The 25,069-nt window shown below is 42.9% G+C and carries 18 protein-coding genes, 1 tRNA gene and 1 pseudogene; 3 read left to right on the top strand and 17 right to left on the bottom strand.

The window, feature by feature from the left end; translation table 11 throughout:
* The 6 genes from cobT to KQI39_RS00655 form a co-directional block, all read right to left on the bottom strand.
* Window positions 1-1,053, bottom strand: coding sequence for a nicotinate-nucleotide--dimethylbenzimidazole phosphoribosyltransferase (gene cobT, locus KQI39_RS00680; RefSeq protein WP_216416089.1), 1,053 nt, complete (start codon window positions 1,051-1,053; stop codon window positions 1-3).
* Window positions 1,053-1,481, bottom strand: coding sequence for a GtrA family protein (locus KQI39_RS00675; protein ID WP_148448760.1), 429 nt, complete (start codon window positions 1,479-1,481; stop codon window positions 1,053-1,055). Before KQI39_RS00675 ends, cobT begins: the two co-directional genes overlap by 1 nt.
* Entirely contained in the window at window positions 1,453-2,409 is a 957-nt protein-coding gene (locus KQI39_RS00670; RefSeq protein ID WP_216415774.1) for a glycosyltransferase, read from the bottom strand. Before KQI39_RS00670 ends, KQI39_RS00675 begins: the two co-directional genes overlap by 29 nt.
* Window positions 2,406-5,180 carry a YfhO family protein gene (locus KQI39_RS00665; protein WP_216415772.1) on the bottom strand — a complete coding sequence of 925 codons (2,775 nt, stop codon included), beginning with the start codon at window positions 5,178-5,180 and terminating at the stop codon, window positions 2,406-2,408. Before KQI39_RS00665 ends, KQI39_RS00670 begins: the two co-directional genes overlap by 4 nt.
* Before the next feature lie 112 nt (window positions 5,181-5,292).
* Window positions 5,293-8,838, bottom strand: a complete 3,546-nt coding sequence (gene nifJ / locus KQI39_RS00660) for a pyruvate:ferredoxin (flavodoxin) oxidoreductase (RefSeq protein WP_148448754.1) — start codon at window positions 8,836-8,838, stop codon at window positions 5,293-5,295.
* A gap of 250 nt (window positions 8,839-9,088) precedes the next feature.
* Window positions 9,089-9,502, bottom strand: a complete 414-nt coding sequence (locus KQI39_RS00655; protein ID WP_148448752.1) for an RrF2 family transcriptional regulator — start codon at window positions 9,500-9,502, stop codon at window positions 9,089-9,091.
* 335 nt (window positions 9,503-9,837) lie between these two features.
* Here KQI39_RS00655 and KQI39_RS00650 point away from each other — a divergent pair, with 335 nt between their 5' ends.
* Complete coding sequence (locus tag KQI39_RS00650; RefSeq protein WP_021650411.1) at window positions 9,838-11,478, top strand: ABC-F family ATP-binding cassette domain-containing protein; 1,641 nt, start codon at window positions 9,838-9,840, stop codon at window positions 11,476-11,478.
* Window positions 11,479-11,622: 144 nt separating this feature from the next.
* Here the strand turns inward: KQI39_RS00650 and ybaK are convergent, their stop codons facing one another.
* From ybaK to KQI39_RS00625, 5 genes are all read right to left on the bottom strand, one after another.
* Window positions 11,623-12,102, bottom strand: a complete 480-nt coding sequence (ybaK, locus tag KQI39_RS00645) for a Cys-tRNA(Pro) deacylase (RefSeq protein WP_173761745.1) — start codon at window positions 12,100-12,102, stop codon at window positions 11,623-11,625.
* 24 nt (window positions 12,103-12,126) lie between these two features.
* On the bottom strand, window positions 12,127-13,344 hold the full coding sequence (locus KQI39_RS00640) for a TMEM198/TM7SF3 family protein (protein WP_216415770.1): 1,218 nt from the start codon (window positions 13,342-13,344) through the stop codon (window positions 12,127-12,129).
* 110 nt (window positions 13,345-13,454) lie between these two features.
* Window positions 13,455-14,663, bottom strand: coding sequence for a transglutaminase domain-containing protein (locus KQI39_RS00635; protein ID WP_148448746.1), 1,209 nt, complete (start codon window positions 14,661-14,663; stop codon window positions 13,455-13,457).
* Between the two features lie 91 nt (window positions 14,664-14,754).
* The gene (locus KQI39_RS00630) at window positions 14,755-16,671 is read right to left on the bottom strand and encodes a C40 family peptidase (protein WP_216415768.1); all 1,917 of its coding nucleotides are present in this window, start codon (window positions 16,669-16,671) and stop codon (window positions 14,755-14,757) included.
* A gap of 253 nt (window positions 16,672-16,924) precedes the next feature.
* Entirely contained in the window at window positions 16,925-17,521 is a 597-nt protein-coding gene (locus KQI39_RS00625) for a zinc dependent phospholipase C family protein (protein WP_216415766.1), read from the bottom strand.
* A gap of 350 nt (window positions 17,522-17,871) precedes the next feature.
* Here KQI39_RS00625 and KQI39_RS00620 point away from each other — a divergent pair, with 350 nt between their 5' ends.
* Window positions 17,872-18,414, top strand: a complete 543-nt coding sequence (locus tag KQI39_RS00620) for a Uma2 family endonuclease (RefSeq protein ID WP_216415765.1) — start codon at window positions 17,872-17,874, stop codon at window positions 18,412-18,414.
* A gap of 252 nt (window positions 18,415-18,666) precedes the next feature.
* Here KQI39_RS00620 and metA read toward each other — a convergent pair whose 3' ends face one another.
* The 3 genes and pseudogenes from metA to KQI39_RS00605 form a co-directional block, all read right to left on the bottom strand.
* The gene (gene metA / locus KQI39_RS00615; RefSeq protein ID WP_148448738.1) at window positions 18,667-19,599 is read right to left on the bottom strand and encodes a homoserine O-acetyltransferase MetA; all 933 of its coding nucleotides are present in this window, start codon (window positions 19,597-19,599) and stop codon (window positions 18,667-18,669) included.
* 56 nt (window positions 19,600-19,655) lie between these two features.
* The gene (gene ligA / locus KQI39_RS00610) at window positions 19,656-21,617 is read right to left on the bottom strand and encodes an NAD-dependent DNA ligase LigA (protein WP_216415763.1); all 1,962 of its coding nucleotides are present in this window, start codon (window positions 21,615-21,617) and stop codon (window positions 19,656-19,658) included.
* Window positions 21,618-21,702: 85 nt separating this feature from the next.
* Window positions 21,703-22,353: pseudogene (locus KQI39_RS00605) on the bottom strand (pseudouridine synthase); the annotation flags it as partial.
* Between the two features lie 112 nt (window positions 22,354-22,465).
* Between KQI39_RS00605 and KQI39_RS00600 the strand changes: the two are divergent.
* Window positions 22,466-22,996 (top strand): N-acetylmuramoyl-L-alanine amidase family protein, encoded by a 531-nt coding sequence (locus KQI39_RS00600; RefSeq protein ID WP_216415761.1) that lies wholly within the window; start codon window positions 22,466-22,468, stop codon window positions 22,994-22,996.
* Between the two features lie 66 nt (window positions 22,997-23,062).
* On the opposite strand, the gene KQI39_RS00595 is transcribed toward KQI39_RS00600, so the two are convergent.
* The 3 genes from KQI39_RS00595 to KQI39_RS00585 form a co-directional block, all read right to left on the bottom strand.
* Entirely contained in the window at window positions 23,063-23,983 is a 921-nt protein-coding gene (locus tag KQI39_RS00595; RefSeq protein ID WP_243278965.1) for an SH3 domain-containing protein, read from the bottom strand.
* A 57-nt stretch (window positions 23,984-24,040) separates the two neighbouring features.
* Window positions 24,041-24,112 (bottom strand) — tRNA-Arg (locus KQI39_RS00590).
* Between the two features lie 176 nt (window positions 24,113-24,288).
* Window positions 24,289-25,062 carry a hypothetical protein gene (locus KQI39_RS00585; RefSeq protein ID WP_216415759.1) on the bottom strand — a complete coding sequence of 258 codons (774 nt, stop codon included), beginning with the start codon at window positions 25,060-25,062 and terminating at the stop codon, window positions 24,289-24,291.
* Window positions 25,063-25,069 lie beyond the last annotated feature (7 nt).

The raw sequence follows: 25,069 nt of genomic DNA, 5'->3' as shown, positions 1-25,069 counted from the left end.
TTATTTCAGCTCCTCATACTGTTCTACATTGATATCTCCAAAAGTACTCATGGAATTGTATACTGCACAGGACAGATCCATCAACGGGAATAAGGCAACCGCTCCGGTACCCTCTCCAAGGCACATTCCGGCATGGATGATCGCCTCTTTATTCAGTTCTTTCAGGATCAGATGTGCCGCTGGTTCTTTGGAAACGTGGGACGCAACAATATAATCCTGTACCTGCGGGCAGATTTTTACTGCGATCAGCGCAGACACACAGGAAATAAATCCATCCATTACAACTGGCATACCAAGTGCCGCTCCACCGATAAACACACCGGCCATTCCTGCAATATCCAGTCCTCCTACCTTTGCCAGGACGTCAATGGCATCCGAACGATCCGGACTGTTTAATGCAATCGCCTTTTTGATCGCATTAATTTTTCGTACAAGCCCCTCACCGGAAAGTCCGGCTCCTCTTCCTGTCATATCTTCTACCGGTTTTCCCAGAAGCACTGCCGCAACTGCACTGCTGGTAGTGGTATTTCCGATTCCCATTTCACCGGTGGCAAGAACTTGGTATCCTTTTCCCTTCAGTTCCTCAGCCATGGCAATTCCCGCTTCAATTCCCTGAATTGCCTGTTCTCTTGTCATTGCCGGCTCTTTTGTCATATTTTTAGTTCCGTAAGCAACCTTATGATCTGTACGTACTTTTGTGTCCGTTACCATTCCAACATCCACAGGAAACAGCTCCGCTCCACACTGACGGCACATTACACAGCAGGTTGTGGTTCCTGCCAGAAAATTCTCGGCCACAATTGCAGTAACTTCCTGCCCGGTCTGTGTCACACCTTCCTCCACAACCCCATTATCCGCACACATGGCAACCACTGCTTTTTTCTCCACACGGACATCCGGAGTACCTGTGATACCAGCAATCTGTGTCAGCATATTTTCAAGTTCACCCAAGGAATGCAGTGGCTTTGCAATACTGTCCCATCTTTTTTTTGCACCCTCCATGGCTTTTTCATCCAGCGGACGGATCTTTTTTACTGCCTCTTTCAAAGTCATCATTTGCTACCTCCCGTCTTTTTACCTGTAGTAAAAATTAAAAATTTACTAAATATATAATTCAGCACCAGCACAAGAAACTGGGTGCAGAATTTTGCAACCATGTCATGAAATCCCATTACAACAGCCAGAAGCCACACACCGCCAACTTCAATAACCATCGTCACCAGACGTGCACTTATAAATTTTACAAATGGCTGTATGTGATCTTTCAGTGTCTCACACGAATCGTGAAATACAAATCTGGAATTTACAACATACGCAAACAGGATTGCCAGTATAATTGATATGATGTTGGCAGCCATCAGAGGAAGCCCTGCAATTCTCATAAGATAAAAACTTACCAGATTTACAAGTGTTGTACAGCCGCCCCAGAAAATATAACGAATGACATCATTTTCATACATCTTTAAAATCAGTTTCTTCACTTATCATTCCTCCATGTATAATTTTTGATACGATATATCTCGGCCGATGCTTTACCTCTTCGTAAATTCTGGCAATATAATATCCGATAATTCCAAGGCTCAGCATAATTGCACTGCCAATAAACAATGTGACAATCAAAAGGGTCGTATACCCTTCTACTGCATGTCCGGTAAAATACCGTATCAGAGAATATATAAGAAGAATCAGCGAACACAGAAAACAGGCACCTGCTCCCGCAGTTACAAACTGCAACGGAATCGTAGTAAATGACACAATATTTCGGAATGCATATCCAATTAACGCTCTTGTAGACCATTTCGTCTCCCCGGCTTCTCTTTCCTGAACTTCAAAAGGTACGGAAGTACTTTTAAATCCAACCCAGGACGATGCCGCCCGGAAAAACATATTTCTCTCTGGCATGGAAAGAACACTCTCTACTGCTTTTCTATCCAGCAGTTTAAAATCCGACGCATTTTTCATATCAAAACCTGTAGCTCCGGACATGATTCTGTAGAAAAATCCAGCACTTTTTCCGTGAATTCTGCTTTCTTTACCCCGGCTTTTTTTGACGCCTTCTATTACTTCAAATCCCTGTCTCCACAACAAAAACATTTTTACAAGCGTTTCCGGCGGATGCTGAAGATCACAGTCCATCACTGCCACCGCATCCCCGGAAGCCTGTGCAAGTCCTGCAATAATTGCGGCCTCTTTTCCAAAATTTCTGGAAAAATGTATTCCTGAAATATTTCTGTCTTCTTTCGATACTTTTTCGATCACATTCCAGGTTTTGTCTGAGGATCCGTCATCCACAAAAACCAGTTCATACTCTATTTCTGAAAAACTCAAAATTTCTTTCAATATACGGCAGGTTTTTGCCAGAATCTGTTCTTCGTTATACGCAGGCAAAACCACCGATAATCTGCTCATTTTTTCTGTTTTCCCCTTTCTCCAGATTTCTTTGGCTTCCGATATGACACTGCAATCAGCAGAAACAGAAGCAGCCCGGTTGCTGTCAGTATCAATCCCGGTACAATATATGGAGTACAGTAAGTAAGTACAATCTCATGTTTTCCCTTTTTTAATTCAATTCCCATATACATACTGTTGGCTTTTATAAGATCAACCTTTTTTCCGTCTACGTAAGCACGAAATCCCGCACTGTAAGGAATCGAAAATGCCAGAAATTTATCGGAAGATACTTCAATATCACCGATAATTTTATTTGTTTCCATACTCACATTCTCAAGGCTTTCTTTTCCAAGCTTCTCTGTCTGTTTTTCAACAGATTCCATAGGCTGACACACCAGATACAGATCATCAAACGTATATTCTCCTGGCATGGAAAATGTCAGCGTCATAGTTCCCGCACTGTAATTTTTATACCCCATATTCAGAAGAAAATTATGACGGCCACTGTATCCGTTATATTTATCGGTAAAAATCCGAATTGTCTTGTCCACAGACCCCAGTGAAACCTCCACTGCTGATTCTTTGCTTTCCTTCCAGTAGCGCCAGTTATCATCTTCGTAAAGAATCTGGTTCTTTTCGTATTCCGTAAGAGAATTCCATTTTTTATCGCTGACCTGTTCCCGGGGAGAATAAGCACTAAAATCCAGATTTTTGGCAATCAGATAAACTTCTGATTTGGGCTCTCCCCGATATCCGATAGAAATTTTTGCATTTTTCTTTGTCACAATAATTTTTCCATCTTTGATCTTACATCCTTTACCAGCTTCCAGTGTAAAATCTGCTTTCTTGTCATCAAAGGAAAGCTGCGTTTCCGGAAGGCTGCTTTTTTCCACAACTGCTCCCTGCAGCAATGCCTGCTGTTTTTCGGTCACAGAAAGCTTTTCATATTTTTCTCTGGAAATCCAGGAATCGTACGTATAGCCCAGTGGCAGAGAATCCTCATCTTCATAAATTCTGTACTTTTTGGTTGAAGCAGCCTCTTCGTCGTATCCGTAAGGAATATATCCATATCCGTTTCTTTTGACAGCAAAATATTTCACAGAAGCAAGTCGATCCAAAATCGTTCTTCCATCCAGACTGCTGTAATGATAATCCCACGGTGTGTTCAGATACATTTCGTCAAAAAACCGGCTGATATTTCCATTTGCCACACTGAAATAATAGGAAGTGCTGTTAGTTCCCATATACATGGCAGTATTTACATAAGAGCCCGTTTTGTACTGATCATACCTGCTGGAAGAAGACCCATCCAGGGACAGAATCGTCCGATCCGGCCCATCCTGAAGTTCTTCCAGTGCCCGATTCTTTTCTTCAAACTCTGACAGATAATTTTTTTCATAGGAATACTGATAAGATACATTCAGAATAATGCTTGTTATAAGCACAGCAACCAGCATTCCACAGAGATATTTTCCCTGTATGAAAATGTTCCCATAAGAAAGTACTGTAAATACAGCCAGTACCAGCAGCATCACAGCCATACTGTTCCGCTCCGTGCGGGCAGATTTCGAAACCAGCGCAAGAACACAATATACCAGCAGCATAATAAAAATCCGTCGTTTTTCCTGCATCTGCAAAGTAAACAGTTCCGGATATGCCTGCACCAGAATATAGGCGATCAGCATTCCATATGCCCAGATCCAGCGGTTGGAGACATAGGAAAATCCATTGAGCACATGACCCGCAAAAGGAATCAGCAAAAACAGATTCAAAAGTACAAATCCCAGTTTCAGTCCTGTATATTTTTTTCTTTTGGAAAAAATTACAAACACGCCTGCCATGGCAACTGCAGAATATCCAGCCACTCCCCACTGGATCATATTCTCGCCGATCAGGCAGCCGAGATATTTTTCATAATAAATGCGATCATATAAAAATGGCACATAATTCTGTGCCTGAAAACGCTCTGTCCCAAACAGAGTCATGATCACAGGCAAAAAGATCAGTGCAGCAATCATAAGTGCCACCAAATAAAATCCGGCAAATTTCAGGAACCACTGAAATACATCTTTTACGGAACGCTTCCGGAATATGCCGAAATACCGGAAAGCCGCATATAACACCATAAAGACACTGATCATATAAAAGAAATAAAAATTTGACATTGCCGCTACAGCCGTTGCCCAGATAAAAAGGTATGGCTTTTCTTTTTTGTAGACCTTATCAATTCCCATAAGAACAAGCGGCAGATAAATCATGGGATTGGAAAAATAAGGATGTTTCATGGACGCATAGATAGTCCACCCTGCAAATATATAAACCAGGCAGCCGATAAATGTCGCCTGTTTTGGATTTTTTCGATAAAAACAGTAGATACTGAACGTAATCCCCGCAAGATAAATCCGCAGAAAAATCAGAATCTCATATAAGATTTCCGTATTTTTTTCGGGAACAAAAACGGAAAACAAAGTCAGCGGATCGCCAATCACATAATAATGCAATGTTGTAAGGATATCAGAGCCATACCCAATGTGCATATCCCACATAGGCAGCGATATCTTATGGTCAAATACCAGTGTTTTCAGCACATTCCGCAGATATTTTCCATAATAGGCCAGAGCATTGATATGCTGTGGGACTCCATCATGACTCCAGACCAGTGCTTTTCCATTAAAATAAAAGCAGCCATAAATAACCAGCGAAATCGCCACAAAAACCATCGTATACAGAATATAAAAATCTGCTTTTTTCTCTTTCCCGGATTTCTCCTTCGAAAAAAATCTTCTCATATATGTCTCTCCTGTATATGAAAAAGGCCTGCGGTGCGCTAAACACCGCAGGCCTGTCACCTAATGCTTAATCAGCAAGCACACTGTATAAACAGTAACTATTGATCAGTAATTAGTCTTCTTTCTTATCTGCTCCGTAAAGAGTAATAAGTTTCTGCAGATACTCATATCTAGCCTGAGCCTCAGACTCGTTCTTAGCGAACAGTCTAGCAGCTTTCTCAGGATTCTGACGCTGCAGAGAGTTGTAACGAACCTCACCGTTCAGGAAGTCCATATAGTTCTCCATATCCGGTGTCTTGGAATCAAGGCTGAACTTGTTCTCAGCAGCCGGGTTGAATCTGAAGTTGTGCCAGTATCCGCACTTAACTGCCAGCTCTTCCTCTGTCTGAGCTTTGCTCATACCTTTCTTGATACCATGGTTGATACATGGAGCATAAGCGATGATCAGGGATGGTCCCGGATATGCCTCTGCCTCTGCAATTGCTTTTACAGTCTGGTTGAAGTCAGCACCCATGGAGATCTGTGCTACGTATACATAGCCATAGCTCATTGCGATAGATGCCATATCTTTCTTCTTAGTCTCTTTTCCGCCTGCTGCGAACTGAGCGATCGCACCTGTCGGTGTAGACTTGGAAGACTGTCCGCCTGTGTTGGAGTAAACCTCTGTATCGAATACCATAACGTTGATGTCGCGTCCGCTTGCGAGAACGTGGTCAACACCACCGAATCCGATATCGTAAGCCCATCCATCACCACCGAAGATCCACTGGGATTTCTTGGAGAGGAAGTCTTTCTGTGCAAGGATCTCATTAGCCTTGTCACATCCGCAAGCCTCAAGAGCTGCAACGAGTTTCTCTGTAGCTGCGCCATTTGTTGCGCCTACAGCGTAAGTATCCAGCCATTCCTGACCAGCTGCCTTAACATCCTCGTTTGTTCCGTTAGCTACAAGGTCTTCGATCTTCTCTTTCAGACCGCCACGGATTGCACGCTGTGCAAGAAGCATACCATAACCGAACTCTGCGTTATCCTCGAACAGAGAGTTGGACCATGCAGGACCCTGTCCCTTAGCGTTTGTTGTGTATGGTGTAGATGGTGAAGAGTTACCCCAGATAGAGGAGCATCCTGTAGCATTTGCAATGTACATTCTGTCACCAAAGAGCTGTGTGATCAGCTTAGCGTATGGTGTCTCACCACAACCTGCACAAGCGCCTGAGAACTCGAGGAGCGGCTGTTTGAACTGGCTGCCTTTTACAGTTGTCTCTTTATATTTAGCGATAACGTCTTCCTTCTGAGGAAGTGTTACACCGTAATCGAAGTATTTCTGCTCTCCTGCGTTAGCTTCAAGTGGAGCCATCTCAAGAGCTTTGTTGCCTTTCTTTCCTGGGCAGACATTTGCACAGGAACCACATCCTGTACAGTCAAGAGCGGATACAGTCATTGTGAATGTATACTCTTTCATTCCTGTAAGCGGAAGTGTCTTGATTCCCTCTGGAGCGTTAGCTGTCTCATCTGCTGTCATGGCAACCGGACGGATTGCAGCATGCGGGCAGACATATGCACAGCGGTTACACTGGATACAGTTGTCCGGAACCCATACAGGAACGTTAACTGCGATACCACGTTTCTCATATGCAGCTGTTCCGGATGGTGTTGTACCATCTACATAATCCTTGAATGCAGATACTGGGAGGCTGTTACCTTCCTGAGCATTGATCTTGCACTGGATGTTGTTTACGAAGTCCTGAGCTTCCTGAGCACCGTGGGATGCGTGAGACATGAAGAGTCCCTCGTCCTCAGCGTTCTTCCAGCTCTCCGGAACCTGAACCTCTACGACCTGTTTAGCACCGGCATCGATAGCTGCCCAGTTCTTCTTAACAACGTCATCACCTTTACGTCCGTAAGTAGCTTTAGCAGCAGCTTTCATAAGCTCGATAGCCTGCTCCTCAGGAATGATTCCTGTAAGTTTGAAGAATGCGGACTGAAGGATTGTATTGATACGTGTTGGTCCCATGCCAGTCTCAATACCAATCTTAACACCGTCGATGGTGTAGAATTTGATATTGTGGTTAGCGATGAAAGCTTTAACCTGTCCTGGAAGATGTTTCTCAAGTCCTTCCATATCCCAAGCACAGTTCAGAAGGAATGTACCTCCGTCAACAAGCTCCTGTACCATGTTATATTTGTTAACATAGGACGGATTATGACATGCAACGAAGTTTGCTTTGTGGATCAGGTATGTGGATTTGATCGGTTTCTTACCGAAACGAAGGTGAGACATTGTAACACCGCCGGACTTCTTGGAGTCATAATCGAAGTAAGCCTGAGCGTACATGTCTGTGTTATCACCGATGATCTTGATGGAGTTCTTGTTAGCACCTACAGTACCATCAGCTCCAAGTCCCCAGAACTTGCAGTTTGTTGTTCCCTCTGGTGTTGTAACAAGTGGTGCACCTGTCTCAAGAGAAAGGTTTGTAACATCATCAACGATACCGATTGTGAATTTCTCTTTCTCAGTGTTCTCATATACTGCTACGATCTGTGCAGGTGTTGTATCTTTGGAACCAAGTCCGTAACGTCCTGTAAAGATCTTAACATCGCTGAACTTGCTGTCGCGAAGAGCTGCAACAACATCAAGATACAGAGGCTCGCCAAGTGCTCCTGGCTCTTTTGTTCTGTCAAGAACAGAGATCTGCTTAACTGTATCCGGGATTGCATCGATAAGAGCCTGTGCACAGAATGGTCTGTAAAGACGAACTTTAACAACACCGACTTTCTTACCAGCTGCCATAAGGTAATCGATTGTCTCCTCGATGGTATCGTTTACGGAACCCATAGCTACGATGATGTGCTCAGCGTCAGCAGCTCCGTAGTAGTTGAACAGTTTGTAATCTGTTCCGATCTTCTCGTTAACTTTGTCCATGTACTCCTGAACAACTGCCGGAAGAGCGTCATAATATGGATTACATGCCTCTCTTGCCTGGAAGAAGATATCCGGGTTCTGAGCGGAACCTCTCTGACATGGATGGTTCGGGTTCAGAGCACGGTTACGGAACTCTGCGATTGCGTCCATATCTGCCATATCTTTCAGATCTTCATAGTCCCATGTCTCGATCTTCTGGATCTCATGAGATGTACGGAATCCGTCGAAGAAGTTGATGAACGGAACTTTTCCTTTGATTGCTGCAAGATGAGCAACCGGTGTAAGGTCCATAACCTCCTGTACAGAAGACTCACAAAGCATTGCACATCCAGTCTGACGACAGGCCATAACGTCGGAATGGTCACCGAAAATACAAAGTGCGTGGGAAGCAAGTGCACGGGCAGATACGTTGATAACTCCCGGAAGCTGCTCACCAGCAATCTTGTAAAGGTTCGGGATCATAAGCAGAAGACCCTGGGAAGCTGTGTAGGTTGTAGTCAGGGCACCTGCTGCCAGAGAACCGTGAACAGCACCTGCTGCACCAGCCTCAGACTGCATCTCTGTAACCTGTACTTCCTGTCCAAAGATGTTCTTTCTTCCCTGAGTTGCCCACTCGTCTGTTGCCTCAGCCATTACAGATGAAGGGGTAATCGGGTAAATAGCAGCTACATCAGAAAAAGCATATGATGCATGAGCGGCTGCATGGTTACCATCCATGGTTTTCATCTTTCTTGCCATTTGTTTATTCCTCCTTAAAGGTTTGTTGAAAATATATTTTTAGGCTGTCAAGGGCCTAAAATTCCATTGGTTATTATAGCATAGATTCCCAGTTATGTCCATTTTCTTTCGCTGTTTTTTGTATATTATCATGTACAAACGTTGTTATCTTTTTGACAAGAAAAAAGAGCCGGCCAGAAGCTTCATTCCTGCTCCTTTCCCGCTCTTCTTATTATCTTATCATACGCTTATTTTCACCTGTCACGGCAGTTTACTGCTCCTCTTTTTCAAAAAGATCTTTCATGGATTTCCGCCGGAGCATCGCCCACAGCTGTCCCTGAATTTCTTTCAGTTCATCATGAGCATAACATGGCACACCGTCCTGACCGTTTCTTGTACATTCACATTTTCCATTCAGACACTCAATGATAGACATGTCAGAATCAATCGCACTATATATATCATATAATGTCAGATCCGCAGGATCTCTTTTCAGGGCATATCCGCCATGAACTCCGCGATATCCTTCTACAATTCCCGCATTCTGAAGTTTCTTCAGTATTTTGTAGGCAAAAGGTGCTGTAATCGCCTCCCTCTCGCAGATCTCACTGACGCTTAAACGCGTCTCCCCCATCAATGCGCGGACAACCCGCATCGCATAATCGCTTTCTCTGGTGATAAACATCTCTAACCTCTCTTCTGTTCAACTAAGCTGCTGATTTATGATAATTTCTGCCCCTGCCTGTACCGACACGTTCCCGGGTGTTTCATCCGTGTCAAAATATATCTTTAATTCCAGGCTGCTCTGTTTATCATATACGTCAGTATAACGCATTTTTTTCAATAATAAAAGGTTATTATTTTCCTGTAATTCATTGTAAATCCGCTGTTTTTCCTCTATTTATATAAAAAAAGAAAATACAGCTTGCAAATTTTTCAGTTTACGGTACAATAGGAAACGATTGTAATGTTATACTATGTAATTGAAACGATTTTTATTAATGAAAAAAGAGGTATGATATGATTTCAGCAAACAACATCACACTGCGTGTTGGAAAAAAAGCACTTTTTGAAGACGTTAACATCAAATTTACAGAGGGCAACTGCTATGGATTAATCGGCGCTAACGGCGCAGGTAAATCTACATTCCTCAAAATCCTCTCCGGCCAGCTTGAGCCAACAAAGGGTGATATCGTAATCACACCTGGACAAAGACTTTCTTTCCTGCAGCAGGATCATTTCAAATATGATGCCTATCCTGTTCTGGATACTGTTATCATGGGTAATGAAAGACTCTATCAGATCATGAAAGAAAAAGAGGCCATTTACGCAAAAGAAGATTTTACAGACGAAGATGGTATCCGTGCTAGCGAGCTTGAGGGCGAATTTGCGGAGATGAATGGCTGGGAAGCAGAATCCGATGCCGCTACTCTTCTGAACGGCCTTGGTGTTGACACCGAGTTCCACTATACACAGATGGCAGACCTTACCGGTAGTATGAAAGTCAAGGTCCTTCTTGCACAGGCCCTCTTCGGAAATCCGGATATCCTTCTTCTGGATGAGCCTACCAACCATCTGGACCTTCCTGCTATTGAATGGCTGGAGGAATTCCTGATCAATTTTGATAATACCGTTATCGTAGTATCCCATGACCGTTATTTTCTGAATAAAGTCTGCACACATACTGCTGATATCGACTATGGTAAGATTCAGCTCTATGCCGGAAACTATGACTTCTGGTTTGAATCCAGCCAGCTTCTGATCAAACAGATGAAAGAAGCCAATAAGAAAAAAGAAGAGAAGATTAAAGAGCTCCAGGAATTTATTTCCCGTTTCAGTGCCAACGCTTCCAAATCCAAACAGGCAACTTCCAGAAAGCGTGCCCTGGAAAAAATCCAGCTGGACGATATGCGTCCTTCCAGCCGTAAGTATCCATATATCGACTTCCGTCCAAACCGTGAAATCGGAAACGAAGTCCTTATGGTCGAAAATCTTTCCAAGACTATTGACGGAGTAAAAGTTCTGGATAATATTTCCTTTACTCTCGGACGTGAAGATAAGGTTGCTTTCGTAGGTGCCAATGAGCAGGCAATTACAACCTTCTTTAAGATTCTTACAGGAGAGATGGAGCCGGATGAAGGAAATTACAAATGGGGTGTCACCACTTCCCAGGCATATTTTCCGAAGGACAATACCCAGGAGTTTGATAACGATCTCACTATCACAGACTGGCTTACACAGTACTCCGAGATCAAGGACGCAACTTATGTACGTGGCTTCCTGGGACGTATGCTTTTCCCTGGCGAGGATGGCGTGAAACGTGTCCGTGTCCTTTCCGGTGGCGAGAAGGTACGTTGTCTTCTTTCCAAAATGATGATCTCCGGAGCCAATATCCTGATTCTGGATGAGCCTACCAACCACCTGGATATGGAGTCCATTACAGCATTAAACAATGGACTGATCAAATTCCCGGGCGTGATCCTTTTCACTTCCCACGATCATCAGTTCGTACAGACAACTGCAAACCGTATCATGGAAATCCTTCCAAACGGCAAACTGGTTGACAAAATCACAACTTATGATGAATATCTTGCAAGCGATGAGATGGCCAAAAAACGCCATGTCTTCCAGGTTAATGAAGAAGACGCCCAGGATAACTAAATTTTTCATAACCATTTTGATGCATGTATTTCCCCTGCCTGCTTATAAAAAGCAGATGCAGGGGATTTTTGTCAGTAAAAAAGCTCCTGCCGCAGGTTTTCCCCGCATGCAGAAGCTTTTTAGTATTTCTTTTTTGTCAATCCGTTACTCCATTGTGATCGGAGCAAGTTTTCCCTGTGTCACATCCAGGAGATCTTTAAGTGGAACTTTCAGAGTAAGCCCTACTCTTCCGCCACTCACATAAATTTCCTCAAAATTCTCCGCTGACTGATCAAATACTACCGGATAATTCTTCTTCATTCCAAGAGGACTGCAGCCTCCTCGGATATAGCCGGTAATCTTCGTAAGATCTTTCACATGAATCATATCTACCGTTTTTTCTCCAACGGATTTCGCCGCCGCTTTCCTGTCTACCTCTTTTTCGATCGGAACCACAAATACATAATAGCCACCACTTTTTCCTTCCATAACCAGAGTTTTAAAAGATTGATCATGAGGCGCACCTGTAATATCCGCACAGTGGATTCCGTCAATAAATTCTCCGCAGTCATAGGCGATTGCCTCGTATTTCACTTTTTTTCTGTCAAGCATACGCATCGCATTGGTCTTCGCTTCTTTTCCCATTTCTGTCACTCCCCGAATTTTCTCTTAATTATCTTTCCATTCATCATAATCTTCCGTATCTGTAGCTTCTGTGGATTTCAGATCATCATAATCTGCCATATTTTCAATGTCCATCTGTCTTTTTCTCTGCTGGCGTCTTTCAAAATCATCATATGTATCCACAGGTTCTTCATAAACATCATCATAATAAGAAACGTCACGATCTTCTGGCTCCGAATCATTATAGCGGGATCTTCGGCCGCTCTGTCCGCTGTTTCCAGACGAATTACGGCCTTGGCTTCTTCTTGTATCAGAAGAATAATTTCGGCTTGTGCTACTTCGTCTTCGATCCGGGGAACTGTTTCTTTCCGATGCCGTTCTTCTGCCGGCGCTAGCGCTGCTTCTTGCACTTCTTCGGTTGTCCGAAGAACTGTCTTCTTCTCTTCTGCGGATTCTTCTCTGAATATCTGCTGATTTTTTTCTGTCAGAATATTCTTTATTACGCCCTGTATTCCTGCGGGAATACCTTTCATCAGAATCTGTATTTCGTATTCTGCCTTCCGAACGTCTATCTGAAGGATTTTTATATAAGTCTTCTCTGTTATATTTAGAATCATATTCCTGACTGTTGGAAGCATTTTTCTTTCTTATTCGTTTATCTGTATCTTCGTATGGTTCTTCCTCATCCTCTTCCTCATCATAATGATCCTTGTTAATTGTAAACTGGATAAGCATACCAAGAAGCGCAATTCCAGCCGCCATGCCAATCCCATAGGGAAACTGTGCCAGACCGCCTATCTGAGCGATAGAAATTCCGGTCAGAACTCCTCCAAGCACACTGGTTCCGATAATAATCACACCTTTTGCATAGCGCATGGCCAAAACACCAAGTCCTACACCAATTAAAATGCAGAGAAAGAAAGAAAATGAACTGGTCGGATGAACCAGATAAATGCTTAAGGATATTCCAATGCCAAATCCCAGCACAAAAATACCCGCCCTGTAAATCAAAAAAGAAACAATTGCCAGTACAATACCCAGACCAGCCATCGCACCCACAATTACCATTTTATCCTGGACACCGGATATATAAGTTGCCGCAAAACCGCCTCCGGCGCCGATGAGAAATCCGAAAATCATCATCCAGAACCGCAAGATACGGTATCCAAGAATACAATTCATAAGGCCAAAAACACAAATCACACCATACACGATTACCATAAGCTGGCCGACTTGTTCCATTCCTCCAACCCTCTGTATCATATCAAACACTCTTGATAGCATATCCATATTCATTATCCTGCTCCTTTCTTTTTCAAACTTCTTTTATAATCAAAGCCTTCTGCCATATATCCGTAAACACAATCCTATATTCAAAAAATAAAATATATGGTATAAAAATTATTCAACACTCCATAATGATACTCTACCTGTCCAAGACCATTCAGTTTCATATAATACTGTGCTACCCTCTGTACTTCTCCACCGTCCAGCCATTCCTTACAAGCCGCATCAAAAGCTTCCTGATTGCTGAATTTAAAACGTACCACTGCTGCACCATTATCCAGTCTCATTTTACAGTAGTCATCTATTGTCTGCCAGTCATATTCATCAAAACATCCCTGATTCAAAACATAAAAGTTCAGATCCTTCGCTGTACATTTGGGAACTGTCAGCTCTTCTGATGGTGTATAGGTTTTTTCATATTCTTCCGGGAAAGGACAGAGATAATCATAAATTGTAGTCTTATGTTCTTCCAGCTGAGCTGCATCCCCATTCAAAAAATCCGGCTGATCTCCGTTTGTCGCATCTACATAATAATACGCTTCGCCTATTTTTACAATATCCCATGCATGTCCTTCTGTACTTTCTCTCGTACTTCCGTCCACATAAATACATGGAACATCCAATCTTTCCAGAAGATACTGGACAGCTCCCGCGTACCCTGCACATACAGCAGCTTTTTTCCAGAATACCCCGGCAATACTCTGGTCATCTTCCCCGGACTGATATTCTGTCGTATCTATAATATAGGTATAAACAATACGAACCTTTTCATAATCACTGGCATCTTCCGGAATCAATTTTCTGACCGCTTGAAATCCCCCTTCCATCGCTGTCTGAATCTCTTCTATCTGACTGTCTGTATAAGTGTATCCAGGCGCAAATGTACAATAATCACTGTCTGAATATGTTGTTTTATAAATTTTTTCACGATTATGTACCCAAAAAATTTCCGGATGGTCTTTCAGTACTGCATGATAACTTCTGTCAATGCTATCATCATCCGAAAGTGTCAGATAAAAATCATTTTCCCGTGCGCGAATTCCACGAAGGATTTCCCTGTACACTCTCTGTTCTTCTTCACTTAGCTGTTTGAAGTAATATTCCTGATGTCCTTCTTCACTCTGCGCCACTTCCATCTGGCGCAGTTTTTCCACCTCTTCCGGCTCTCCCGAAAAAACGCTTCTGGCAATAGCTCGGATTTGATCAAAAGCACCAGCCTGTACGTTGCATGGCTGAAACACAAGCGCCAGGATCACTGCGATTGTTATTATGCGGCTTGAAAAAATTTTTTTCATTTTTTATCCTCGTTATATTTTCGCTCTTAAATACCGATTATAAGAAAGGGCAGCCTCCCACAGGAAACTGCCCTTATCACGCCACTGTTTCTTAATTCTCGATTTCCAGTGCCTCTACATCGTCAAAAGTGCTTACCGCATCATTAATGGCTTCCGTATCCAGAATCAAATCCTCAACTTCTTCATCATCTTCATCATCCTGAAGTGACTTATTCTTAAAATTCTCAAGAAGATTATTGGAAACTGTATCACTGGATGCAAGAGCGTCCTGAAGCGCTGTGGATTTTACAACATCTGTAAGAAGTTCTTCTGCATTTGCTTCTGTCACAGCATTTTCCGTATTTTCACTGGTTGTATCCACCGTTGTATTCGAATAGAAGGACGGCTGTCTGATATAGCGGAAACTTGCACTGTAGGCTTCCCCTACAGTTACTCCGTTTTTACTTGAAGAGCAATGTACCGCAATCCAGTCTCCAGAATCTGTTTTACCACAAAGAATTCCTACGTGGTTATCACTTCCGGACTCCGGTCCACGCTGAAATACAAGATCTCCAGGCTGTGCATCTGCCTCACTGACAACATTTGCCTTCTCCCACTGATCAGAAGTTCCATCTCCAACAGCTGCCTGCATTCCCTGATCCTGATATCCATTGATAACTGCCCAGGTAACAAAACCGCTGCAGTCCAGACCATACGCACGCAGTGTGCCGGAACTTTTGCTGCCTTCTGCTGAAACTTTCTCAACAGTTCCCCAGCTTGGGTCTTCCCCAATCACGGTTGATTTACCGCCCCAGAAATATCCCACTTTACCAACCAGAGAGTACGCTGCCGCGATGACATCCACACGATCCTCAGATACATTGTCACCAACGCTCTCCCGCACAAATCCCTTGGAGGCAGTAACAACCGCACAGAGAAGTTTACAGTCTGTCTCTACATATTTCTTAAGAATCGTACGGTCACTCTTGGCAATATTATTCTTCTTAATATAGTAGTTAATTTTTCGGTTTCCGTAGGATACCTTTGTGATATCCTGCTTGTCTCTGACAATCGGATTCATCTCTGCAAAAATTCTTGCAAGATCTTCCTTGCAGGATGCATCCAGTGTGAAAGATGTTTCACCGCTTTTACTCTTCTCATAAATATAAACAGCCAGAATGTCCTGCCAGTTACGTACTACAAGTGTAGAATCGGTAAGTTTGTTTTTTTCTTTATATTCCTTCTCTATCGCATCCATAACAGATGCAAAATCATCAGAAAATGTTAAGTGGTAATTATTCTTAAGGCTATCAAGATAAAAATCTTTACCTGCATGAAGATTGGATACCATATTTGTTACATATACCGGATTCCCAATCTGTGTAGCTGTTGCATTATTTCCATCTGTAATATCTGAATTTCCGTTACCGGAATTATTGTTATTATTTGCTTTCTTCTGTATATCCGCAAGTTTCTGTTCTGCGTCAGTCAGAGTTGCATAATTTGTAACCTTGGCTTTTTCTGCATCTGATAATGCATCATAAGCTGCACGGGCAGCTGCAATTTCTGTCTGAGAATCCGCAGTGACCGTTTTGTCTGCCAAAGCATTAATCCGATTAATGACAGCCTGCACTTTAGCCTCATCCACTGCCGCCGGTGTTGCTGTAGGCTGTGGTGTCTCTGTTGGTACCGGTGTCACTGTTGGCGCCGGTGTTGGTGTTTCCGTTGGTGCCGGAGTCGGTGTCTCCGTTGGCTGCGGTGTTTCCGTAGGTTCTGGTGTTGGCGTTTCCGTTGGCTCCGGTGCTGGCGTCTCCGTCGGCTGCGGCGCTTCTGTCGGCTGCGGTGCCTCTGTCGGTTCCGGTTCTGACGGAACTTCAGGCTCTGTTACCTCCTCACCTCCATCGGAAAAATCCCCGTCGGCTGCAACTGTTTCTGTCGCGTCAGCTGCTCTGACGCCGGTTGGGCATGCCAGTACCATAGCTGATAACATCGTGATGCAAAAAAACTTATTAAGGTACTTGTTCTTCATATTTATTAAGATGCTCCCTTCTTTCCTTGAACATCCCTTTACTTCCCCTATAATAAAGGTCTGCCTTAAACCATTTTAGATAACCTAAAGTTTAACTCCACTTATTTTAGCATAGGAATTTTGTGAAATCAACCGTTCTCACCGGATATCCTTTTCAATTTATCTATTTTTCACTTTTTATTCACATTTTCGTAAGAAACATTTATATTCAAAAAACTGCGATGTTTTCACACCGCAGTTTTCTCGTATACTGTCAGACAGCAGTTACCGGCTGTCCTTCCATATGAAACTGTCTTCTGACACAGAGCTGAAAAATTCCTTGTATCACCTGATAACATACACTGAGAATAAAGCGAATATCATCCGCAATACAGCGTGGGCTTTCCAGATAATACGCATGACGTTCACGAATATACTCCACAAGCTCCTCAAAGCTGTCAAAATGCTTCGCTTCTTCCAGCTGGCTATCTGCTCTGCCACTTAAAATGCATTCTTTCAACCGGTTCTTCAGCTCTGCCTCATAGGAATTATGTTCTGCAAGACTCCCTTTATATGTCCTGTTATGAGGAAAAGTAAAATAATCAGCCATATAATGCATGACCTCACCGAATCTGCGCCAGTACACCCTGGCATTTTCTTCCTCCGGGTTTCTCTCAACCAGTTCCTTCATCTTACTCTGAAGCTGATTGAATGTTCCAAAAAACTCATGTCTGGTAGTAAGAAACGACGGTCTCAGATCCGGCATAATGTTACCCAGGCAAAACGCTTTTCTGTGTTGCTGAAGACTGTACACCTCAGACATCTGGTCAGCCAGGTATCTGCCCAACAGTATATGTGATTTTTTACGCAATTTTTTCCCTCTTCCTTCTTTCCTGATTCAGGCCGTGACCGGATACAACAGTAAAATGGCCCCGCCGGTCGGCTGCCGGAATCCGCAAATTCTTCGTTTGTCGGAACCAACTTTACTATAGCACCAATCCTTTAAATAAGCAAATAAAGTTTGCATAAAATAAATGTTTTTTCTTTCCAGTTTAAATCTCCCTAAAATCCGGCGCTCCGTACAGGTCGTATGGGGTGCTCTGGTATAAGAAAGAACTGCTTTCTGAGATGGCAGGATAAGCGGATCAACGTTGAATGTTTTGCTTCAATCCGGTATAATAATAACAGGAACCTGACTTATTAAGAAGGGAGCGTGAAAAAATGCCATTACTCAAAGAAGATACTTATACTATAGAAGATATATATGCTCTTCCAGAGGGAGAACGTGCTGAACTGATTGACGGACAAATTTATTATATGGCTCCGCCCAGTCGTAAGCATCAGCGGATTTCAACAAAGCTTACTAGCATTATTGATCGTTACATTGAAGATCATCAAGGACAATGTCAAGTTTATGCTGCCCCGTTTGCTGTTTATCTGGATGAATCCACAAACACATATGTGGAACCGGATATCTCTGTTATCTGTGACCCAAATAAACTGAATGACAAGGGCTGCAATGGTGCTCCTGACTGGATCATTGAGATTGTATCTCCTGCAAGTAAACGGATGGATTACTACACTAAGCTCTTTAAATACAGAACCGCAGGCGTAAAAGAATATTGGATTGTTGATCCTGACAAGAGCAGAATTATTGTATACAATTTTGAGCAATCTACTATGGAGGAATATTCCTTTACGGATTCTGTCAAGGCTGGAATTTACAGTGATCTGTTGATTGATTTTAGTATATTAAATTTTTAACATAATTGTATTCTAACCACTCTCAAAATTGAAGTTTTTCCGAAAAAGCAAAAGTTGGCGATTCCCTATATAGGACAAGGGTTTACGCCAACTTTTTATTATATCTCTCTTGAAATTTTATCTACACCATTTTTACCCCATTTTTGTAAAAACTTTCGTGAATTTACGGCAACTTATATGAAGTTATCCGCCCTCTTCCATTTTCATGCCAAAATCCCCAGAAATGGCTCAACCCTGCGGGTTTCAAGCCCCTTAAATCTCCCTAAAATCCGGTGCTCCGTACAGATCGTATGGAGTACTCTGGTATACGTAGTAATTCAGCCAGTTTGTATACAAATTGTTTGCATGTGCTCTCCAGGTAAGCATTGGTTTGTTATTTGGATCGTCATCTTTATAATAATTCTTGGGGATTTCAATAGGAAGTCCCTTGGCAAGATCACGCTTATACTCTCCGTCCAGAGTTACTCTGTCATATTCCGGGTGACCCATAACAAAAATCTTACGTCCGTCCTCTGCCATGGCAAGAAACAGCCCCGCTTCTTCGCTTTCTGCCAGAACTGTAAGATCTTTGCACGCATGAATATCCGCAATCGGTACTTCCGTATGTCTGGAATGTGGAGCAAGAAATACATCATCAAAGCCACGTACCAGCGGGATTTTCCGGTTCAGTACTTTGTGCCAGAAAAGGCCAAACATTTTTTTGTCCAGTGGTTTCTTCTCAAGTCCATAAAAATAATACAGACTGGCCTGTGCTGCCCAGCAAAGGAAGATCGTGGAAGTCACATGCTCCTCTGTCCAGTCCATAATCTCTGTCAGTTCATTCCAGTAATCCACCTCTTCAAAAGGCATCTGCTCAACCGGAGCTCCAGTGATAATCATTCCGTCAAATTTACGTTTTTTTACATCTGTGAATGTTTCATAAAATTTATTCAGATGGCTGAGGGATGTATTCTTAGCCTCATGGCTCTCCACCGCCATAAAAGTCACATCTACCTGCAGCGGTGAATTGGAAAGAGAACGCAATAGCTGCAGCTCTGTTTCTTCTTTCAGCGGCATCAGATTCAGAATCAGAATCTGAATCGGACGGATGTCCTGGTGCATGGCACGTTTCTCATCCATCACAAATATATTTTCTCTTTCAAGAATCTCCTTTACAGGCAGATCCCCCTGTGTTTTGATCGGCATTGTTCGCCCTCCTTTATATATAAGCGGAATTTATCAAAACCGCTCTGTTACAGTTCTTACTGCTGTTTTGTAAGTTCCAGAAAATCTTCTTCGGAAAGAATCGGAATTCCCAGTTCTCTTGCTTTTTTATTTTTGGATGAATTGGACTGAATATCATTGTTAATCAGATAATTGGTCTTTTTTGTAACAGAGCCTGTCACTTTACCGCCCAGAGATTCAATCAGTTCCTTTGCCTCGCTTCGGTTCCCGAAATGCTCCAGGCTTCCTGTAATTACAAAATTCATTCCTGCAAAAATCTGTTCCTGTTTCGGTCCTTCTTCCTGAATGTGAAGAAAACTCATAAGATGATCCAGCCGGCGGTTATTCTCCGCATCCTGAAAATATGCCACCAGATTTCCGGCAATTACAGGCCCGATCGTATCAATATCACTGACCTCTTCCAGACTGGCATGCCGAATTTTCTCCAGATCGTTATCAAAATGGCGGCAAATCACCTTCGCATTGGCAAGACCAATATTTGCAATTCCAAGGCTGTAAATCACCCTCGGAAGAGTCGTTTCTTTTGCCCGTTCCAAACTTTCTATGAGATTATCATAAGATTTCTGCCCAAAACCTTCCATTTCCACAATCTCATCCCGGTATCGGCCAATCTCAAAGATATCTCCAAAATCATGAATGAATCCACGAGCAATAAATTTTTCCAGTGTCGCTTCCGAAAGGCCGTCAATATTCATGGCATCTCTGCTTGTAAAAAGCCCGAAAGATTTAATTTTTTTTGCCGGGCATCCCGGATTAACGCAGAAAAGGCACTCCACATCATTTTCTTTTTTTATAACAGTTTCCTGCCCACAGGCCGGACAGATATGAGGAATCGGAGCATTTCCGGTTCCTGTCAGATTTTCCGCTATCTGCGGAATAATCATATTCGCTTTATATACACGGATGGTATCTCCAATTCCCAGTTTCAGTTCTTTCATAATACTGATATTATGCACACTGGCACGGCTCACTGTAGTACCTTCCAGTTCCACCGGTTCAAAAATAGCCACTGGATTGATCAGGCCGGTTCTGGATGGGCTCCATTCAATCTCCAGAAGTTTCGTATCACGCATTTCATCTGCCCATTTAAAAGCCATGGCATTTCGAGGAAACTTGGCTGTAGTTCCAAGGGATTCTCCATAGGAAATATTATCATACAATGCCACCAGTCCATCCGATGGGAAATCATTCTTTGTAACCGCATCTGCAAAATAATCCATGGCAGCATCCAGAGTATCCCCTGTGACTTTGCGGTATTCTACCACATCAAATCCCTGCGCGTTCAGCCATCGAAACTGCATTTCCCTGGAATTCTGAAAATCCACCCCATCCGCACTTACCAATGAAAACGCATAAAAACGGACATTTCTTTTTGCCGTAATCTCGTTATTCAGCTGGCGCACGGAGCCACTGCAGAGATTCCTCGGATTTTTGTATTTTGCATCTGCATCGCCGATAGTTTCATTAATTTTTTCGAAGTCAGAATATGTGATAATTGCCTCGCCTCGCAGAATCAGACGTTCTTTAAACGAAATCTTAAGCGGGATATTTTTGAAAACTTTTGCATTATTGGTAATAACTTCACCTACAATACCATTTCCCCTGGTAACTGCCTTTACCAGTTCTCCGTTTTCATAGGTGAGTACAATCGTAAGTCCGTCCAGTTTCCAGGAAAGAAGCGTTGGATGTTCTCCGATAAATTCACGCAGTGCTTCCCGCTCCTTGGTCTTATCCAGAGATAGCATTGGACGCTCATGTTCCTCCTTGGGAAGCTGGTCTACCGCTTCATAGCCAACACTAACGGTTGGGCTGTCTGCCAGAACGATTCCTGTTTCTTTCTCCAGTGCGCTCAGTTCGTCGTACAGAGCGTCGTACTCCACGTTGGGCATAATCTCCCTGTCCTCCTGATAATACGCCCTGGACGCTTCCCGAAGCTTTTCTCCCAGCTCTTTCATTCTTTTTATGGATGTTTCGCTCATGGCTTCCTCCTGTCTCTTTTTCTGTTCTTTTTGAGGAAAGCATTTCCTCCAGCTTTTTTCTTTCCTCCGGCCGTATCTCCCGGTATTCTCCTTCTGCAAGGCCATCCAGATACAGATTCATAATCCGTACTCTTTTTAATGTCACAACTTTATAGTCAAAATATTCACACATACGACGGATTTGCCGGTTCAGTCCCTGCGTGAGAATAATCTGGAAACTGTTTTTTCCAGTTTTTGTTACCTTACAGGGACGTGTAACAGTATCCAGAATTGGCACGCCGCCGCTCATACCCCGGATAAATTCTTCGGTTACCGTTTTATTGACCGTTACCTGATATTCCTTTTCATGATAATTTCCTGCTTTCATGATACGATTCACAAGATCTCCCTCATTGGTGAGAAGAAGAAGACCCTCTGACTCCTTGTCCAGGCGGCCTACTGGATATATCCTTACCGAATAATTCAAATATTCTGTCACGGTTATTTCATCTCGCTGCTGTCTGGTACTGCAGACAATTCCTTTCGGTTTATGAAAAAGAAGCAATATCTTTTTTTCCTGTTTTTTTATCGGTTTTCCGTCAATACAGATCTTATCCTCTGCTGATATCTTCATTCCCGTAGAAACAGGCATTCCGTTTACGGTCACACGTCCTGCTTCTGTCAATCTGTCTGCCTCTCTTCGGGAGCAGACACCTGCATCGCTTAAATATTTATTAATTCTGATTTTTTCGTCCATTGTTCTATTATATATTTTTTCCCATATATTCGCAACCGGTTATTTTCCTTGTATTTTATGTGCATGTATTGTATGATAAACAAAAACATACCAGTAATCAGGAGGAAAAATTATGCCAGACCGTAATCCGAAAATAAACCGGCTGCTGATTTTTATTACTGTTTTTTTATGTCTGATCTGCGGTCTTCTGTTTACTCAGTCATCTGCCGGTCCATTTGGAAACAATTATAATTCTGTTGTCACCGGAAATACAGACGATATTTCCGTTATGGCCTCCAATTCAGGCCATAATTCCACATCATCCAGCACGGAGATTTCCGCTACTTCGTCCATAACGCCATCCCCGGTACCTTCTAAAGTTCCGGAAAACGGAAATGTTTCTCCGGAAGCCGAAAACGGCATCTGGACAGCGGATGGATCAGACTGGAAATTTCTCGTAAACGGAGAAGCCTACACTGGCTGGCTCACAGATACTGACGGACACAGATATTACTTTAACGAAAATGGTATCATGCAGCGTGGCTGGATCAAGCTCAACAAAAAACGTTATTATCTGGACGAAGATGGAATTCTTCAAACGGGCACCCTTACCATTGATGGTAAGAAATACACCTTTGCCGCAGATGGTTCACTCAAAAAATGATATTTCATTATATCGGAACATCAAAAATGCAGGTTCCAGAAAGAACCTGCATTTTTATTACCCTTATTACTCTAACAAACCGCTGTATATATATCCGGTCTGTCCATCATAATCAACCTGTATCCAGTCGCCTTCCTGCCCCTTCTTCTCAACTTCCGTTCCTGCAGAAAGTCCACCGATAACCTCACCCTCTGAATCTGCTGAAGCACGAACGTTACAGTCCTCTGTAACTGTAAGTACTGTTCCCGCATCTGCGGAAGCACTTGCATCATCACCAAGTCCCTGAAGAAATTCTGCCAAGGCCGAATCACTCGCCTGCGCTGCTTCATAATCCGCTTTTACTTTTGTGATGAGATCCTGCACATCTTTTCCAGATTCCAGTTTTTTTACATAGGCACTGATATCTGCATCTTCATCAGCACCACCTTTGATCTTCAGGCTGCCGTCACTGTCCGTTTCTACATAAAACTGACTCAGCGCCGGAACCGGAGTCTCAATACCTGTACAGATATAATTAAAGACCACATAAACGACATACGAATCGTCCGTTAATCCTTTTTTCGCATAAACATCCTGTACTTCATACCCATCAATATAATCCCTTGAATTAATCTGTGACTCATCGGCCGGTGTAAATCCGTCCTCAATCGTCTTAAGTGTTGCAATGTCTTTTTCCCCAAAAGCTTTATAATAGCTTTGAATCAGCTCGGTTACTTCCGTGCTGGCTTTTTCCATGGTTGTCTCCGCATTCGTATCTGTCGCGGGACTGGCGTCTTTCTTCTCGTCTGTCTCCCCATCATTTGCCGGAGAAGAAGGATCATTTTCCTGGTTACTTTGGGCTGTTTTCTGATCTTCATTGGAATTCCCCTTCTTACCTCCAACACAGGCGCGGACGCCAAAGATCAGAACAAGCACGATCACCAGAATTGCTCCGCCTAGCATAAAATAGCGAAGGTTATCTGATAACCATTCTCTGAAATCATCCAAGTTCTTGTCCTCCTTATCATAACAACACGCCGGAACAATTCCCACTGTCCCGGGTAACACACCTGAAGGGAATCGAACCCCCGCACATGGTACCGGAAACCACTGCTCTATCCACTGAGCTACAGGTGCATAATGAAAAACATAACTTCTAAATCAGGTATGAAATTATCAAAGTAGGTTTACACTGTCTTTGATTTTAGCACAAAAGCCGGAAATTGTAAAGATTTTTTTGAACAGTGTACATTCATTATACATTTTGTGTTATTTCAGGCGCAGATTGCAATGATATCCACGCCCAAAACTCTTTATCTGTGCTGTTCACATACAAAAATATAATACAGATCCACCGTATCCAGAATACGATAACCTCCATTCTCCATATCCTGAAGAAATTTTTCATCCGGAGGTACCATAACTACATAAGTACATTCTGCAGTATTCGCCAGATCGGATACCGTTTTTCCATCCGGAATCTCGGAAGTAATCTGTTTATACAGACTTTTTATAGTTTTGTCCGCAGCCCCATATCCTCTTCGTCCATATACCATTTTCAGCGACGGATCATAAACCCGGATATAAGATGCCGCATATTCATCTGCCGCAATTCTTACTTCACTTTTGTTTCTGTCAGCATTGATTCTGTTACAGATCATTGCAATTTCATCCGGAACCTGCCGATGGTTATAAACTCTTTCAAAATTCCCAGCTTTTATCATGCCTGTTCCGGAAATAACGACTGCCCCCACAAGAACCGCCGTCAGAACTGCCTGCAAAATTCCATTTTTCAACCTGCTCACAACTTCTGTAAAACCGCCTGCAATTACAGGTACTGTAGGCAAAAGCCAGAGAACTCTCCAGTATACGCTCTCTCCTATACACCGCATAATCACGCGTCCGGATACAGGACAGAAAAACAACCCCAGCAGAAGAACCGTATAAAAAAACAGTCTGAGTGCGATCCCTTTCTTTCTTCCCAGAATCAGTATACCAATTCCACTAAGCGCCAGCAGATATTGTACCCATCCATTGCCCCAGTACATATCCCATATGGTAACAGCCCATGTAACGATTTCTTTCATTCTCTTC

The sequence above is a fragment of the Blautia sp. MSJ-36 genome, assembly GCF_018917985.1.
Classification (GTDB): Bacteria; Bacillota; Clostridia; order Lachnospirales; family Lachnospiraceae; genus Blautia_A.
The sequence above is the reverse complement of the archived record's forward strand: the minus strand, read 5'-3'. Positions and strand labels throughout refer to the sequence as shown.